8 protein-coding genes are annotated in these 16,632 nt (G+C 63.3%); 6 read left to right on the plus strand and 2 right to left on the minus strand.

What is annotated here, in order from left to right; translation table 11 throughout:
• The first annotated feature begins 33 nt into the window (after positions 1 to 33).
• The 6 genes from ACIO0C_RS06460 (at position 34) to ACIO0C_RS06485 (ending at position 10,228) form a co-directional block, all read left to right on the plus strand.
• On the plus strand, positions 34 to 1,392 hold the full coding sequence (locus tag ACIO0C_RS06460; RefSeq protein ID WP_401309277.1) for a DUF1329 domain-containing protein: 1,359 nt from the start codon (positions 34 to 36) through the stop codon (positions 1,390 to 1,392).
• 112 nt (positions 1,393 to 1,504) lie between these two features.
• Entirely contained in the window at positions 1,505 to 2,593 is a 1,089-nt protein-coding gene (locus tag ACIO0C_RS06465) for a WD40/YVTN/BNR-like repeat-containing protein (protein WP_401309280.1), read from the plus strand.
• 16 nt (positions 2,594 to 2,609) lie between these two features.
• A complete protein-coding gene (locus ACIO0C_RS06470; protein ID WP_401309283.1) occupies positions 2,610 to 5,129 on the plus strand; it encodes an RND family transporter in 2,520 nt (839 codons plus the stop codon).
• A 6-nt stretch (positions 5,130 to 5,135) separates the two neighbouring features.
• A complete protein-coding gene (locus ACIO0C_RS06475; RefSeq protein ID WP_401309285.1) occupies positions 5,136 to 6,914 on the plus strand; it encodes an acyl-CoA dehydrogenase C-terminal domain-containing protein in 1,779 nt (592 codons plus the stop codon).
• A gap of 19 nt (positions 6,915 to 6,933) precedes the next feature.
• Positions 6,934 to 8,577 (plus strand): fatty acid--CoA ligase, encoded by a 1,644-nt coding sequence (locus ACIO0C_RS06480; protein ID WP_401309288.1) that lies wholly within the window; start codon positions 6,934 to 6,936, stop codon positions 8,575 to 8,577.
• 325 nt (positions 8,578 to 8,902) lie between these two features.
• Complete coding sequence (locus ACIO0C_RS06485; RefSeq protein ID WP_401309290.1) at positions 8,903 to 10,228, plus strand: OprD family porin; 1,326 nt, start codon at positions 8,903 to 8,905, stop codon at positions 10,226 to 10,228.
• A gap of 118 nt (positions 10,229 to 10,346) precedes the next feature.
• On the opposite strand, the gene ACIO0C_RS06490 is transcribed toward ACIO0C_RS06485, so the two are convergent.
• Together ACIO0C_RS06490 and ACIO0C_RS06495 are read right to left on the minus strand one after the other, a co-directional pair.
• Positions 10,347 to 14,438 carry a molybdopterin-dependent oxidoreductase gene (locus tag ACIO0C_RS06490; RefSeq protein WP_401309293.1) on the minus strand — a complete coding sequence of 1,364 codons (4,092 nt, stop codon included), beginning with the start codon at positions 14,436 to 14,438 and terminating at the stop codon, positions 10,347 to 10,349.
• A gap of 410 nt (positions 14,439 to 14,848) precedes the next feature.
• Positions 14,849 to 16,555: an amidase gene (locus ACIO0C_RS06495; RefSeq protein WP_401309296.1), complete on the minus strand. Its 1,707-nt coding sequence runs from the start codon at positions 16,553 to 16,555 to the stop codon at positions 14,849 to 14,851.
• Between the last annotated feature and the right edge of the window lie 77 nt (positions 16,556 to 16,632).

The raw sequence follows: 16,632 nt of genomic DNA on the forward strand, positions 1-16,632 counted from the left end.
TGATTTGCTCAATGCAAGCAGGAGAATAACAAGATGAAATTCGTGAAAACCGTGTTGGCCGCTTCGCTGGCCATGGTCCTTGCCGCCCAGGCACAGGCCGCTGTTTCAACCCAGGACGCTGCCAAGCTGGGCAGCAGCCTGACCTTGGTGGGCGCCGAAAAGGCCGGGAACGCTGATGGTTCCATTCCGGCCTACAACGGTGGCCTGACCACGCCGCCGGCCAGTTTCAAATCCGGTGACAGCATGCGCCCGGACCCGTTTGCCAGTGAAAAACCCTTGCTGGTGATCGACGGCAAGAACGTCGATCAGTACAAAGGCATGCTCACCGCTACCACGGTTGAACTGGCCAAGCGCTTCCCGACGTTCCGTGTCGACGTGTTCCCGACCCACCGCACCGTTTCGCTGCCCAAGGCCATCCTCGATAACGGCGTGAAGAACGCCAGCGGTGCCAAGTCCCTCGAAGGCGGGTTGGCGATCGACAACGTGCTGCCGGGCGTGCCGTTCCCGATTCCGCAATCGGGTAACGAAGCGATGTGGAACTTCCTGTTGCGTTACCAGGGCGTGAGCATCAACTCCAAGTACGACTCCTGGAACGTTGACTCCGCCGGTGTGCCAAGCCTGGCCACCACCGGGCAGGCGTTCATTTCCTACCCGATCTACGAAAACCTTTCGCAGCCGATCAGCAGCGCCGACGTGTACTACCAGATGAAGCTGTCGTACACCGGCCCCGCACGTCGCGCCGGCGAAGCGGTGATGCTCAAGGACGCCGCCAACCCGCTGCAGCAACCGCGTCGCGCCTGGCAATACCTGCCAGGTCAGCGTCGGGTCAAACTGGCGCCGAACCTGGCCTACGACACGCCGAACCCGGGCACCGCGGGTGCAGGCACCTACGATGACGTGTTCGTGTTCAACGGTGCGCTGGATCGCTACGACTGGAAGCTTACGGGCAAGCAGGAAATGATCGTGCCCTACAACACCTACAAGCTGACCTACGCCCAGGATCCGAAGTCGCTGACCACCGCAAACCACCTGGCACCGGACTTTGTGCGCTGGGAAAAACACCGCGTCTGGGTCGTCGAAGGCACCCTCAAGGCGGGTGCCCGGCACATCTACGCCAAGCGCCGCTTCTACCTCGACGAAGACAGCTGGACTGCTCTGGCCTCGGATCAATATGACGCCCGTGGTCAGCTCTATCGTGGTTCCTTCGCCTTCCTCAGCCAGAGCTATGACAAGCAGATCCCGGACTCTACGCCCTTCATGATCTATGACCTGGTCGGTGGTTCGTACAACATCAACGGTGTAGTCGGCCCTTACGGCGGCATCAAGTACATCGATCCGCTCTCCAAGGCGCAGTGGTCGTCGGAATCCCTGGCCGGCAGCGGCATTCGCTAAGCCAACCGCAAAAACGCGCCCGCGCGGTCAACGTCGATCGTCGCGGGCGCCAGGTTCGAACGTCGGGCACACGGTTGTGTGTCCCGGCGCGGTTTTCCGAAGAGGACGCGGTATGTGTTCGTATAAGAATTTCAAGCACGTGGCGTTTGGCCTGGCGCTCGGCCTGTTGCAGGGCGTCACCCATGCGGCCGATTACGTCGATGTGCTGGACCTGCCGGCCAGGGTCAGTGCGTTGGCCAGCAACAGCCCGTTGTCCGGCATGGCCCGCGCCGGTGAGCGCGTGATCGCCGTTGGCCAGCGCGGCCACATCCTGTTTTCCGATGACGCCGGCAAGCACTGGCAACAGGCTGCCGTGCCGGTCAGTGCCGACCTCACCGCCGTGAGTTTTCCCAACGCCAGTCAAGGCTGGGCGGTCGGCAATGACGGCGTGGTGCTGCACACAAGCGACGCTGGCGTGACCTGGAACAAGCAACTTGACGGTCGCCAGATCGGTACCTTGCTGGTCAAGCATTACACGGCGCTGGCCAGTGCCGAACCGGGCAACGAGCAATGGCCACTGCTGGTCGCCGAAGGCCAGCGCCTGGCCGAGCAGGGCGCCGACAAACCGTTGCTCGACGTCTGGTTCGCCAATGACCAGGTCGGCTATGTGGTCGGCGTGTTCAACCTGATCCTGCGCACTGACGATGGCGGCCAGAGCTGGACGCCGTTCCAGGATCGCACCGACAACCCGCAAGGCTTGCACCTCAACGCCATCGCCTCCACCGGCGACGGTCTGTACATCGCCGGCGAGCAAGGCCTGTTGCTCAAATGGGATAACCAGACCCAACGCTTCGCCACCGTGCCGACGCCCTATCAGGGCAGCTTCTTCGGCGTGCTCGGCAAGCCTGGCGAAGTGCTCGTCTACGGCTTGCGCGGCAACGTGCTGCGCAGTAACGACGGCGGCCAGAACTGGACCGCGCTGGACAGTGGCCTGCACGTCAGCATCACCGCCGGCCTCGTCGATGCCCGGGGCAATTACCGCCTGTTCACCCAGGGCGGGCAGATGCTGGTCAGCCAGGGCACTGGCGCGCAATTGCATCTGGTGCAGCAACCGGCACGCACCCCGGTCGCCGGTGCCACCCAGGCCGCCGACGGCGCGTTGGTGGTAGCGGGCAGCCGTGGCGCCCAGGTGCTAGCCGCCGATCCAGCCCTCGAACTTTAATAGCGAGAACCCAGACATGGGCAATATCAAACAAGACGCCATGCCGGTGATCCGCGAGCTGCGCGATTTCGACCGCCGTTCCGGCAACCTGCTCGAACGCCTGGTGTTCAATTATCGGCCGCTGTTCATGCTGCTGATGGCCCTGGCCACCGTGGTCCTGGGTTTCATGGCCGTGACCCGCCTGGAACTGCGCCCCAGCTTCGAAAAAATGATTCCGCAGAGCCAGCCGTACATCCAGAATTTCCTCGAGAACCGCCAGTCGTTGCGCGGCCTGGGCAACTCGGTGCGGGTGGTGGTGGAGAACACCCAGGGCGATATCTTCGACCCCGGTTACCTGGACGTACTCAAGCAGGTCAACGACCAGTTGTTTCTCACCGAAGGCGTCGACCGCGCCTGGATGAAGTCGCTGTGGACGCCTGCCGTGCGCTGGACTGAAGTCACCGAGGAAGGCTTCCAGGGTGGCCCGGTGATGCCCGACACTTACGAGGGCAAGCCTGAGCAAATCGAACAGCTGCGCCAGAATATTTCCCGTGCCGGCATCGTCGGCAGCCTGGTAGCCAGCGACTACAAGTCGAGTATGCTGGTCGTGCCGCTGCTGGACAAGGCTTCGGCTACCGGCCAGAGCATCAACTACCACGCCTTTTCGCGGATGCTCGAAGAGCAGTTGCGCGACAAGATAGAGTTTGCCGGCGACAGCGCGGCGCGTAAATCAGGGGAAGAGGGCAAGGGCCCGTACAAGGTGCGGGTGATCGGTTTCGCCAAGCTGATGGGCGACCTGATCGACGGGCTGATTCAGGTGATGATGTTTTTCGGCCTGGCCGTGGTCACTTCGCTGATCATCATCTACGCCTACACCCGTTGTGTGCGCAGCACCCTGCTGGTGGTCGGCTGCTCGCTGATCGCGGTGGTCTGGCAACTGGGGATCGTCGCCTGGCTGGGTTACGCCATCGATCCGTACTCGGTGCTGGTGCCGTTCCTGATCTTCGCCATCGGCGTGTCCCATGCGGCGCAGAAGATGAACGGGATCATGCAGGACATCGCCCGTGGCACCCACAAGCTGATTGCCGCGCGCTACACCTTCCGCCGTCTGTTCATCGCCGGGGTCACCGCATTGCTGGCTGACGCGGTGGGCTTCGCCGTACTGATGCTGATCGATATCCCGGTGATCCAGGACCTGGCGATCACCGCCAGCATCGGTGTTGCGGTGCTGATCTTCACCTCGCTGTTGCTGATGCCGGTGGCGCTGTCCTATATCGGCGTTGGTGCCAAGGCGGCCGAGCGCGCGCTGAAAATCGACACCCGTGCCGAACACCACAAAGGCTTCGGCAAACTCTGGGACCTGCTTGATCGCTTCACCACACGCCGGTGGGCCACGGGTGCCGTGCTGGTCGCGGTGCTGATGGGCATCGGCGGCTTCATGGTCAGCCTGCAACTGAAGATCGGCGACCTTGAAAGCGGGGCGCCGGAGCTGCGCGCTGACTCGCGCTACAACCGCGATAACGCCTACATCACCAGCCACTACGCGCTGTCCAGCGACCTGTTCGCGGTGATGATCAAGACCGCGCCGGAAGGTTGCCTGAACTACAAGACGCTGGTCCTCGCAGATCGCCTGGCCTGGGAACTGCAGCAGTATCCGGGCGTGCAGGCGACGTCCTCGCTGGTCAACGCGGTACGCCAGATCACCGCCGGCACCTATGAAGGCAACCCCAAGCTCAACAGCATCCAGCGCAACCAGGACGTGCTGAACTACGCCGCGCAGCAAGCCTCGGTCAACTCGCCGGAGTTGTTCAACAACAACTGCTCGCTGATGCCGGTGATAGCCTTCCTCAAGGATCACAAGGCCGAGACCCTCGACGCCGTGGTGGCGATTGCCGACAAGTTCGCCAAGGAAAACAGCACCCAGGATCGTCAGTTCCTGCTGGCCGCCGGCAGCGCCGGTATCGAGGCTGCGACCAACATCGTGGTGCGCGAGGCCAACCGCACCATGCTGCTGTACGTCTACCTGGCGGTGACGCTGTTCTGCCTGATCACTTTCCGCAGCTGGCGCGCCACGCTGGTGGCGCTGCTGCCGCTGGTGCTGACCTCGATCCTCTGCGAAGCGCTGATGGTGGCCATGGGCATCGGCGTGAAAGTCGCGACCTTGCCGGTGATCGCCCTGGGCGTGGGGATCGGTGTGGACTACGCACTGTATCTGCTCAGCGTGCAATTGCACTTCCAGCGCCAGGGCCTGCCGCTGTCCCAGGCTTATCGCAACGCCGTGTCGTTCACCGGCCGGGTGGTCGGGCTGGTCGGTATCACCCTGGCCGCTGGCGTGGTGTGCTGGGTCTGGTCGCCGATCAAGTTCCAGGCCGACATGGGCATCCTGCTGACCTTCATGTTCCTGTGGAACATGCTCGGTGCGCTGATCCTGATTCCCTCCTTGTCGTACTTCCTGCTGCGTGAACGGGCGGTTGCGCCCACTGCCGTTGCGTCAGCCGAAACCACCGAAACCACTGAACGTCCCGGCATGCCCCATGCCGTGACCACTTCCGAGTAAACCAAGATGTCTGATTACAAAGCTCCCCTGCGCGACATGCGCTTCGTACTCAACGAGGTTTTCCAGGTGTCCCGGCTCTGGGCCCGGTTGCCTGGCCTGTGCGACGTGATCGATGAAGAAACCGCCGCCGCGATCCTCGAAGAAGCCGGCAAGATCAGTGGCGAAGTCATCGCACCCTTGAACCGCGCCACCGACGAGCAGGGCTGTACCTGGAGCAATGGTTCGGTCACTGCGCCAGACGGTTTTGCCGAGGCTTATCAAGCCTTCGCCGAAGGCGGTTGGGTCGGTGTCGGCGGTGATCCACAGTACGGCGGCATGGGCATGCCCAAGGCGATTTCAGCGCAGGTCGAAGAGATGGTCAACGCGGCCAGCCTGTCGTTCGGCCTGTACCCGATGCTGACCGCCGGCGCCTGCCTGTCGATCAAGGCGCACGCCAGTGAAGCACTCAAGGAACGTTACCTGCCGAACATGTACGCCGGCACCTGGACAGGTTCGATGTGCCTGACCGAAGCCCATGCCGGCACCGACCTGGGCCTGATTCGCACCAAGGCCGAGCCCCAGGCGGATGGCAGCTACAAGGTCAGCGGCAGCAAGATCTTCATCACCGGCGGTGACCATGACCTGACCGAAAACATCATCCACCTGGTACTGGCGCGACTGCCGGATGCCCCGGCGGGTCCCAAAGGCATCTCGCTGTTCCTGGTGCCCAAGGTACTGGTCAATGCCGACGGTTCCCTCGGCGAGCGCAACTCGCTGTCCTGCGGCTCGATCGAGCACAAGATGGGTATCAAGGCATCGGCCACCTGCGTGATGAACTTCGACGGCGCCACCGGCTGGATCGTCGACGCGCCGAACAAGGGCCTGGCGGCGATGTTCACCATGATGAACTACGAGCGTCTGGGCGTGGGCATCCAGGGCCTGGCGCAGGGCGAACGTTCCTACCAGAACGCCCTGGCGTACGCCCGTGACCGCCTGCAGAGCCGTGCGCCAACCGGCGCGCAGTGCAAGGACAAAGCGGCCGACCCGATCATCGTGCATCCCGACGTGCGCCGCATGCTGTTGACCATGAAAGCCTTGAACGAGGGCGGTCGCGCGTTCTCCAGCTACGTCGCCCTGCAACTGGACATCGCCAAATTCAGCGAAGACCTGACGGAGCGTAGCCGCGCCCAGGACCTGGTGGCTTTGCTGACCCCGGTGGCCAAGGCGTTCCTCACCGACATGGGGCTGGAAACCACCCTGCATGGGCAAATGGTTTTTGGCGGCCACGGCTACATCCGCGAGTGGGGCCAGGAACAACTGGTGCGCGATGTGCGCATCACCCAGATCTACGAAGGCACCAACGGCATCCAGTCCCTGGACCTGGTGGGACGCAAGATCGTCGGCAGCGGCGGGGCGCTTTACCGCCTGTTCGCATCTGAGATCCGCAACTTCACCGCCAGCGCCAGCGCTGACCTCGGCGAATTCACCCAGCCGTTGAACGCCGCCGTGGACACCCTCGACGAACTCACTGCATGGCTGCTGGATCGAGCCCAGGGCAACCCGAATGAAATTGGCGCCGCCTCCGTCGAGTACCTGCATGTGTTCGGCTACACCGCGTACGCCTACATGTGGGCACGCATGGCCAAGGCCGTCATGAGCGGCGATGCCGAAGACGATTTCTACATCAGCAAACTGGCCACCGCGCGTTTCTACTTCGCCCGGTTGCTGCCGCGTATCCACTCGTTGAGCGCATCGGCCAAAGCCGGCAGCGACTGCCTCTACGAGCTGCAAGCCGACCAGTTCTAAAGGACAAGGAACCTTAATCATGATGGCGACAAAAATAATTCCACCCGCCGAAGGCGCCTATGCCTATCCCTTGCTTATCAAGCAATTGCTGCTGTCCGGTGTGCGTTACGAACCGGGCCGGGAAATCGTCTACGCCGACAAACTGCGCTACAGCTACCAGACCCTCAACCAGCGCATCCGCCGCCTGGCCAATGCGCTGACTGCGGCCGGGGTCAAGGCCGGGGACACCGTGGCCTTGCTCGACTGGGACAGCCATCGCTACCTGGAATGCTTCTTCGCCGTGCCGATGATCGGCGCGGTGCTGCACACGGTGAACATTCGCCTGTCGCAGGAGCAAGTGCTGTTCACCATGAACCACGCCGAGGACGACCTGGTGCTGGTGCATGATGATTTCCTGCCGCTGGTCGAGCAGATCCAGGAGCGGCTGACCACGGTCAAAGGCTTTGTGCAGCTCACCGATGACCAGGCGTCCAGCACATCGTTGCCGGTGCAGGGCGAGTACGAGCAGATGCTGTCCCAGTGCCCTGACCAGTACGACTTTCCCGATTTCGACGAGAATTCGGTGGCGACGCTGTTCTACACCACCGGCACCACCGGCGACCCCAAGGGCGTGTATTTCACCCATCGCCAATTGGTCCTGCATACCTTGAACGCCGTGGGCACATTGGGCGTTTATCAGGGAACACCATTGCTGCGTTCCGACGACGTCTACATGCCGATCACGCCGATGTTCCACGTGCATGCCTGGGGCGTGCCCTACGTCGCTACCCTGATGGGCATCAAGCAGGTGTACCCCGGCCGCTACGAACCCAACAGCCTGGTCCGGCTGTATCAGGAGGAGAAGGTGACCTTTTCCCACTGTGTGCCGACCATCCTGCAAATGCTCCTCACGTGTGAGCAAGGCAAGTCCGCCGATTTCAATGGCTGGAAAATGCTCCTGGGCGGCAGCGCGTTCCCATTGGGCCTTGCCAGCGAAGCCAGTGCCAAGGGCATGGTGGTGCACGCCGGCTACGGCATGTCGGAAACCTGCCCGCTGCTGTGCCTGACTTACCTGCGCGATGAAGACCGCACGCTACCCCTCCAGGCCCAACTGCCGACGCGCATCAAGACCGGCACCCCGGTGCCGATGGTCGACCTGAAAATCATCGATGCCAGTGGCAATGACGTTGTGCATGACGGCGAATCCCTGGGCGAAATCGTGGTGCGCGCACCCTGGCTGACCCAAGGCTATTTGAAAGAGCCGCAAAAAGGCGCCGAGCTGTGGCAGGACGGTTGGCTGCACACCGGCGACATGGCTTCCATCGACCCGTTGGGCGGCGTGGAAATCAAGGATCGCATCAAGGATGTGATCAAGACCGGCGGCGAGTGGATCAGCTCCCTGGAGCTGGAAAGCCTGATCAGCGAACACGAGGCGGTGCTGTCGGTCGCGGTGGTGGGGATTGCCGATGAGCAATGGGGTGAACGACCCATGGCCCTGGTGGTGTGCCAGCCCGGGCAGTACCTGGACCGCAAGATCCTGGAGGTGCACCTGCAAGGGTTTGTCGAGCTCGGCCGGATCAATAAATGGGCAATCCCCAAGCAGTTCAAGTTCGTCGCCGAGATCCCCAAGACCAGCGTCGGCAAGATCAACAAGAAGCTGATTCGGGAACAGGCGCTTGCCTAAGCCGTGACGTTCAATACCTAAACATTGTAGGAGCCCGGCTTGCCGGCGAAGGGCTCGAAAGGTCTACGCACCCTTCGAGGACGCCTTCGCCGGCAAGCCGGGCTCCTACAAAGGCGCATTCGCCATACCTTTCATCGAGGTCTGGCACGCCCGATTTCAATGAAAATCCCCCCGCACGTTTTGCAAAAACCATGAGGTTGCGTACCTCATTGCGACAACTCTTATCCCTCTACGGAAATTACTTTCATCTCGTTTGAAGTTCGTGCCTCGAAATGTTCTAAGAGTTTCACAAATATTTCGACGTGACCCTCTTGAGGAGTACCGCATGTTCAAACGAGCAATACCCGCCGCCATCTTGTTGTTCAGCGGTTCGATGGGCGCACAGGCAGCAGAGCCTGGCACGCGCGGCTTTCTGGAAGACAGCAAGGCCAGCCTTTCCATGCGTACCCTGTACTTCAACAGCGACAACCGCGACGGCAGCGCCGCCCCTTCCAAAACCGAAGAGGCCGCCCAGGGTTTCGTGCTGCGTTATGAATCGGGGTTCACCCAAGGCACCCTGGGGTTCGGGCTCGATGCCCAGGCGTTGCAAGGGATAACCCTGGACAGCGGCGCCGGTCGCCACGTCGGCAGCGGCATGATTCCATCGAAGGGCGACGGTGCGGCCGATGCCTGGAGCAGCTTCGGCCCCACGGCGAAGATGCGCATCGCCAAGACCGAATTGCGTTACGGTACGTTGTTGCCGAAGCTGCCGATCCTGCTGTCCAACGATGCGCGGGTGCTGCCGCAGTCCTTCACAGGTGGCCAGGTCACGTCCAGGGACATCGATGGGCTGACCCTGACCGGTGGGGTGCTGGAGCACGCGGTCGGTCGCGCCTCGACCGATCGCACCGGCCTGTCGGTTGCCGGTGGCACCCGGGACAGCAACAAGTTCTACTTCGCCGGGGGCGACTACGTGGTGACCCAGGCGCTGAAGGCGCAGTACTACTTCGCGCAACTGGAAGATTTCTACAACCAGAACTTCATCGGCCTGACCCACAGCCTGCCCATCGACAGTGCAAGCGCCATTACCACTGACCTGCGTTATTTGCGCACCACCTCCAGCGGTGCCAACAGTTCCGCCGCAGGCAGAGCGCAAGGCTATCGCGTGTCGGGTTACACCGAGGACAACAACGGTGAAATCGACAACGACACCTGGGCCGCCATGATCACCTATACCAACGGTGGCCATGCCGTGGCGCTCGGCTACCAGCAAGTGGGCGATGGCAGCAACTTCGTCCAGCCCAACCAGGGCAGCCTGGTGGACAAAGGCGCAGGCGGCGGCAGCGTCTACCTGCCCACCGACCGCATGATCCAGAGCTTTGCCCGGGCCGGCGAGCAAACCGCTTTCGGTCAGTACACCTATGACTTCGCGCCCCTGGGAATCCCGGGCCTGAAAGCGTCAGTGGCGTATCTGAAAGGCACGGGCATCAAGGTGCAAAACGCGGCGGACCAGTCCGAGTGGGAGCGTGACATGACCCTGGACTACGTGATTCAGTCAGGTTCGCTCAGGGGGCTCGCCTTCAGCATGCGCAACGGCAAGTCGAACACTGATGCCGGGCGCAACGTTGACCAGAATCGCTTCATCATCAACTACACCCTGTCGCTGTTGTAATTGCCATTCCATCCTCACGGCGAATGAAACCTTTGTAGGAGCCCGGCTTGCCGGCGCAGGCGTCCGAGAGACCAGCGCAAAATTCCAGACCGCCTTCGCACCGACACCGACCCGCCACTCAATAAACATCCCGCAAATAACGCTTCTGCTCACTCATCTTGCGCCAGTAGTCAGCGGCGCCTTGCGGGTCCAGTCCGCCGTGGTGCTGGGCGACCTGGCGCAAGGCCTGGTCGACATCCTTGGCCATGCAGCTGGCATCGCCACAGATGTACAACCGGGCGCCGTCCTGCAGCCAGCGCCAGAGTTCGGCGCCTTGTTCGCGGATGCGGTCCTGTACGTAGATTTTCTCGGCCTGGTCGCGGGAAAAGGCCAGGCTCAGTTGTGTCAGCAGGCCATCGTGTTGCATGCCTTGCAGTTCATCGCGGTAGTAGAAGTCGCTGGCGGCGTGCTGTTCACCGAAGAACAACCAGTTCTTGCCCTGGTCGCCCCGCGCCCGGCGCTCCTGCAGGAAGGCGCGGAAGGGCGCGACCCCGGTGCCGGGGCCGATCATGATCATCGGCACATCGCCGTCGTTCGGCACGCGAAAGTGTTTTGACGGCTGGACGAAAACCGGTACCTCGGCGTCCTGCGCGCGGTCGGCGAGGAAGGTCGAGGACACGCCCTTGCGTTTGCCGTAGCGCACCGCGGCCACGGTGAGATGGACTTCCCGTGGATGTGCCTTGGCGCTCGAAGCGATTGAATACAGGCGCGGTTGCAGGCGCTTGAAGGTGCCCAGCAGTTCGCTCGCCGAGCAGTCCAGCGGATACTCCTGCAGCACGTCCGCCAGTTGCCGTCCCCACAACCAGTCTTTCATCTGGGCCTTGTGCTCATTGCCCAGCAGCTGTTTCAAGCCGGGGTTGGCGCTGCGCTCGGCGATGAAGGCCAGGGTGTCGCTGTTGGGCCGGGCGATTTCGAAGTGTTCGGTCAGTGCCTGACGCAATGACACCTCGCCGCGTTTATCGACACTCACCGGTGTCTCCCCATTCAGCCGGGTCAGGTCGAGCAGCTCGTCCACCAGTTCCGGGCAGTTGCGCGGATGGACGCCCAGCGCGTCACCCGCTTCATAGCCCAGTCCGCAATCCGCCAGGTCCAGGGAAAACATGCGGGTTTCCTTGTGCGGGCTCTGGCGGTTCAGGTGAAGATTGGCCAGCAGTCGCGAAGCATGGGGCTTGGCCTTGCCGGTCTCGGCAGCACTGTTGGTATGCGCCGGGGCGGCGACCACAGCCTCGGGCTTGAGGGTCTTCTGCAATTGCGCCAGCCAGGTATCGGCGCGCTCCTCGAATTCGGTGTCGCAATCGACCCGTTCCAGCAGGCGGGTGGCGCCCAGTTCCTGTAGGCGCTGATCGAGTTGCTTGCCATGCTGGCAGAACCGCTCGTAGGCCGGATCACCCAGGGCCAGCACGGCAAAGCGCAGCGATTCCAGGCGTGTCTGGGTGGTGCTGAGGGTGTGCCAGAAACCTTCGCCATTGTCCGGCGGATCGCCATCGCCGAAGGTGCTGCTGATCAGGGCCAGATTCTGCGTGCTGGCCAATTTGCTGGCCGGGAAGTCGGCCATCGCGCTCAGCTCCACGGCGAAGCCGCCGTCGCGCAGGCGTGCGGCCAGGCGCTCGGCCAGGGTCTCGGCATTGCCGGTTTGCGACGCCCAGAGCAAGGTCACGGCGGGGGCATCTTCTGCGGTGGCGGGCGACAGGGTTCCAGGCTGGTCAGCCATACCCGCATCGACCCGGCTGAACAAACCGCCCAGGAGTCCGTCCAGCCACAGCCGAGTCTCGGTGGCCAGGGGCGCGCTGGCCGGCAGCACCGGCACGCCAGCGGCCTGGCGACCGGCCGGGGATTGCAGGCCACTGAGAAAACCCGCGAGGTAGGTGCGTTCACTGTCGTTCAATTGCGGGGAGGGCAGGCGACGGATGCCCGCGAGATCGGCGAAGGTCTCGATGCTCGACATGGCGAGTTCCTCTGGTAAGGGGGATGAGTCGACGGTGGCAGGCGTTGGTGTTTGCAGGAACTGATGGTCGATCAGTTCGACACGTTGCAGGGCGACCGCACAGAATTTGAATTCAGGCTGCTGCGAGATCGGGTCGACGGCATCGTTGGTCACGGCATTGATCGCCAGGTTCTCGCCGAACACATCGTTCCAGTGAAAAGGCGCAAAACAGTTGCCTTGGCGCACACGGTCGCTCACCACCGCCGGCAGCACGGCCCGACCTCGCACCGAGCGTACCTCGACCGGGTCCTTGTCCTTGATGCCCAAGGCGCTGGCATCCTCGGGATGGATCTCGACGAAGGGACCCGGATTAAGCTTGTTCAGGGTCGCCACCTTGCCGGTCTTGGTCAGGGTGTGCCACTGGTGCTGCAAGCGCCCGGTGTTGAGCACGAAGGGAAAGGCTTCATCCGGCATTTCGGCGGGTGCCATGTGCGGCCGGGCGAGGAAGATGCCTTTGCCGCGCTCGGTGGCAAAGACGATCGCCGGCTGGCTGCCATCGGCATCGATCCTGAGCGTCTGGCTTACGCCATCGTTGAGGTAGCGAATCGGGTTGCGATCCGCCGCGGTTTCGCTGGCGCACGGCCATTGCATGGGTTTATCACGCAAGCGCGGGTAACTGGCACCGCGAATGTCATAACCGGTCTTGGGGTTCCAGGCCCGCTTGATCTCTTCGAATACCTCGTCGGCAGCGCTGTAGGTGAACGCCGCGGCGAAGCCCATCTCGCAGGCCACCCGGGCGATGATCTGCCAGTCGGGCAGCGTTTCGCCCGGGGGCTCCACGGCTTTTTGCATCAGCGTCAGGTTGCGCTCGGAGTTGATCATCACGCCCTCGGCCTCGGCCCAGAGCGCGCCGGGCAGCAGGATGTCGGCGTAACGGTTGGTCTCGGTGTCGAGGTAGGCGTCCTGGGTGATGACCAGTTCGGCCGCCTGCAGGCCGTCGATCACTTTCTGGCGGTTGGGGCCCGACGCCACCGGGTTGGTGCAGATGATCCAGCAGGCCTTGATCCGTCCGGCGCTCATGTCTTCGAACATCGCCACGGTGCCGCTACCGGCGGTGCGCGGCAGGCGGTCGCGCGGGATGCGCCACAAGTCCTCGATGAACGCGCGGTCCGCCTCCACCAGCATTGAACGCTGGCCGGGCAGGCCTGGCCCCATGTAGCCCATCTCGCGACCGCCCATGGCGTTCGGTTGCCCGGTCAGGGAAAACGGCCCGCTGCCCGGTCGGCAGATCGCCCCGGTGGCCAGGTGCAGGTTGCACAGGGCGTTGGTGTTCCAGGTGCCGTGGGTGCTCTGGTTCAACCCCATGGTCCAGCAACTCATCCACTGCGCGGCTTCGCCGATCCATCGCGCGGCCTGGCGAATGTCCGCCTCGGGCAGGCCGGTGAGGTGCGCGACCCTGGCCGGCGGATAGTCCTCGAGAAATTCCGGCATGGCCTCCCAGCCTTCGGTGAACGCCGCGATGAACGCCGGGTCGGTGTGACCGTTCTTCACCAGCAGATGCAGCAAGCCATTGAGCAATGCCAGGTCGGTGCCCGGCTTGATCGGCAGGAACAGGTCGGCTTTGTCCGCGGTGGCGCTGCGCCGTGGGTCGACCACGATCAGCTTCGCCCCGGCCTTGACCCGGTCCATCATGCGCAGGAACAAAATCGGGTGACAGTCGGCCATGTTGGCGCCGATGACGAAAAACAGGTCCGCATGATCGAAGTCCTGATACGAACCCGGCGGTCCGTCAGAACCGAGGGAGAGCTTGTAGCCGCTGCCGGCGCTGGCCATGCACAGGCGGGAGTTGGACTCGATGTTATGGGTACCGACAAAACCCTTGGCCAGCTTGTTGATCAGGTATTGGGCTTCCAGCGACATTTGCCCGGACACGTAGAACGACAATGCATCGGGGCCGTGGCGATCGAGGGTGTCGCGCAGCCGGCTCGCCGTCTCGCTGATGGCCTTGTCCATGGCGATGCGCACCGGATCGCGGCGGCGTTCGTGGCGCAGGTAGGCATGCTCCATCCGGCCCGACTCCGCGATGGCCTGGCCGCAGGTCGTGCCTTTGGTGCAGAGCCTGCCGGCGTTGGTCGGGTGGGCCTTGTCGCCGCTGACCTTGACGACCCGGTTGTTTTCGACCTGCATGACGATGCCGCAGCCCACACCACAATAGGGACATACACTGCGTACGGTTTTGCTTGCCATCCTCGCCCCTCGAATCTCTTGCCGGCCGTTGCCGATGCCGGAAACAAAAAAGGCGCCATGCAGCCCACCGTCAGAAAAAACGGGGGGACACACGGCGCCTTTGTCGTATGCATGCAATCAGCGTTGACTGCAGGGTTGTGGTGTTACTAGCAAGTCACGCGCCAGAAATGGCCTTGAGGTCGTGATCGTTGTTAATGGGCAGGCGGGCGGGGCTGCGAGGGCACGGCTTTGCCGGGTGAAAACCGCGGTCTTGTGGCGCTGCGGTGAGGGGAACGCCGGAGGGAAATCGTCGACCGACGGTTCAAGTGAAAGGTGCCTGCACTTTTATAAAGCGCCAGGTGCACCCGGGTGCACCAGTCGGTGGCGGTGGCGGGACTGGTGCCTGAAACGCTCCAGTCCCGCCCGCACTATCACTTGCCCAGCGGTGGGGTGCGCGGCGGGATCAAGCGCTTGGAACCGGTGGCCTCGAACGCCGACGCTAAACGCAACAGGCTCGAGTCGTCATAGGCGCGACCGGCAAAGGTCAGCCCCACGGGCATGCCGATGTCCGGCATGACGCCCATCGGCACGGTGACCGTCGGCACACCCAGGTGGCGAATCGCAAGGTTGCCGTTGGCCACCCAGACACCGTTGCTCCAGGCGATGTCCGCCGCTGCCGGATCGACGTCGGCATTGGCCGGGCCGACGTCGGCGACCGTCGGGAATATCACCGCATCGAGCCCCAGCCGATCCATCCACTGCTCAAGATCGATCTTGCGGGTCTGTTCAAGGCCGCGCAGGCCGTCCGGCACCGTCGGGATCTGGTCCCACGGGGTAATGCCGCGCTCGGCCATGCGCACGTACTCGTCCATGCCGGCGGCAAGGTCGCCCTCGCGGTTGGGCAGGGTGCCAGGGTCGTGGGGGAAAATCAGCGGCCCGTCGACATCGACCAGGCGGTTCAATTTCGGATCGCCATTGGCCTGCAGGAAATCGTCGAACGCCCAGGCCGTCAGGTCCCACAACTCGTGATGCAGGAACTCCTTGGACACGATCCCGCGATTGAACACGGTCGGCGCACCGGGACGATCGCCCTCGCAGTTGGAGACGAGGGGGAAATCGACCTCGATGACCTCGGCGCCAGCGGCTTGCAAGGCCTGGCGTGCCTGTTCCCAGAGCCCGATCACCGACGGCCGGGTGTGGATGCGCTGCCCGGTCGGGCCGCCGATGCCAGGGGTTTCGCTGGTGCCAGCTTCGGGGTCGGCGTTGATGTACATGCGCGGAACGCCCAGGCGCTTGCCGGCCAGTGCAGCGGCGTCGACCGCCAGGTCCTGGTAAGAATCAGGGCGCACCGAAGCGACAGCCGGAATCGGCACCCAGGGTTGCAGGCGCCACAGGTCGCCGCGGGTGTCGGCGTCCTCGGCCACCACCACGTCGAGCACCTCGAGCAGGTCGGCCATGGTTCTGGCAAACGGCACGACCACGTCCATGGTCGGCGTCAACGGCCAGTTGCCGCGCACCGAGATCACGCCGCGTGACGGCGTGTAGGCACACAAGCCATTGTTGGACGCAGGGCCGCGACCGCTCGACCAGGTTTCTTCTGCCAGGCCGAAGGCGGCAAAACTGGCGGCCGTAGCCGTCCCTGCACCGTTCGAAGAGCCCGAGGCGAAGGGGGCGGTGAGGTAGTCGGCGTTGTACGGGCTTTCTGCGCGACCGTAGACGCCACGCTGCATTCCGCCGTTGGCCATCGGCGGCATATTGGTCTTGCCCAGGCAGATGGCACCGCCGGCGCGCAAGCGTTCGATGGTGAAGGCATCGCGATAGGCAACCAGATCCTTGAAGGCCGGACTGCCGGAGGCGGCGGTGAGGCCCTTGACCAGGTAACTGTCCTTGGCCGTGTAAGGGATGCCATCAAGCGGGCCCAATGTCTGGCCCTTGGCTCGGCGGGCATCGCTGGCCTGCGCCTCTTGCAATGCATCGGGGTTGCGCACCACCACGGCGTTGAGTGCAGTGGGTGTCTGGGGCGTGTCGTAGGCATCGATCCTGGCCAGGTAGGCCTGGACCAGCGCAACGGCGGTGGTCTGGCCGGATTCGAGCGCAGCGCGCAGTTGGGCAATGGAAACTTCGGTGACTTCGATCATGCGGTGACTGCCGGCAGTGGATGGGGGATGCGCTGGGTGATGTATCCGGGTACGCCCGTCATGTTAGCACCGCGATC

Source organism: Pseudomonas sp. NPDC087336, assembly GCF_044744285.1.
Classification (GTDB): Bacteria; Pseudomonadota; Gammaproteobacteria; order Pseudomonadales; family Pseudomonadaceae; genus Aquipseudomonas.

Bases quoted from the DNA above. Each gene is read 5' to 3' on its own strand.
- ACIO0C_RS06460 (WP_401309277.1), top strand. From the start codon at position 34: ATGAAATTCGTGAAAACCGTGTTGGCCGCTTCGCTGGCCATGGTCCTT.
- ACIO0C_RS06485 (WP_401309290.1), top strand. From the start codon at position 8,903: ATGTTCAAACGAGCAATACCCGCCGCCATCTTGTTGTTCAGCGGTTCG.
- ACIO0C_RS06480 (WP_401309288.1), top strand. From the start codon at position 6,934: ATGATGGCGACAAAAATAATTCCACCCGCCGAAGGCGCCTATGCCTAT.
- ACIO0C_RS06495 (WP_401309296.1), bottom strand. From the start codon at position 16,555: ATGATCGAAGTCACCGAAGTTTCCATTGCCCAACTGCGCGCTGCGCTC.
- ACIO0C_RS06490 (WP_401309293.1), bottom strand. From the start codon at position 14,438: ATGGCAAGCAAAACCGTACGCAGTGTATGTCCCTATTGTGGTGTGGGC.
- ACIO0C_RS06470 (WP_401309283.1), top strand. From the start codon at position 2,610: ATGGGCAATATCAAACAAGACGCCATGCCGGTGATCCGCGAGCTGCGC.
- ACIO0C_RS06475 (WP_401309285.1), top strand. From the start codon at position 5,136: ATGTCTGATTACAAAGCTCCCCTGCGCGACATGCGCTTCGTACTCAAC.
- ACIO0C_RS06465 (WP_401309280.1), top strand. From the start codon at position 1,505: ATGTGTTCGTATAAGAATTTCAAGCACGTGGCGTTTGGCCTGGCGCTC.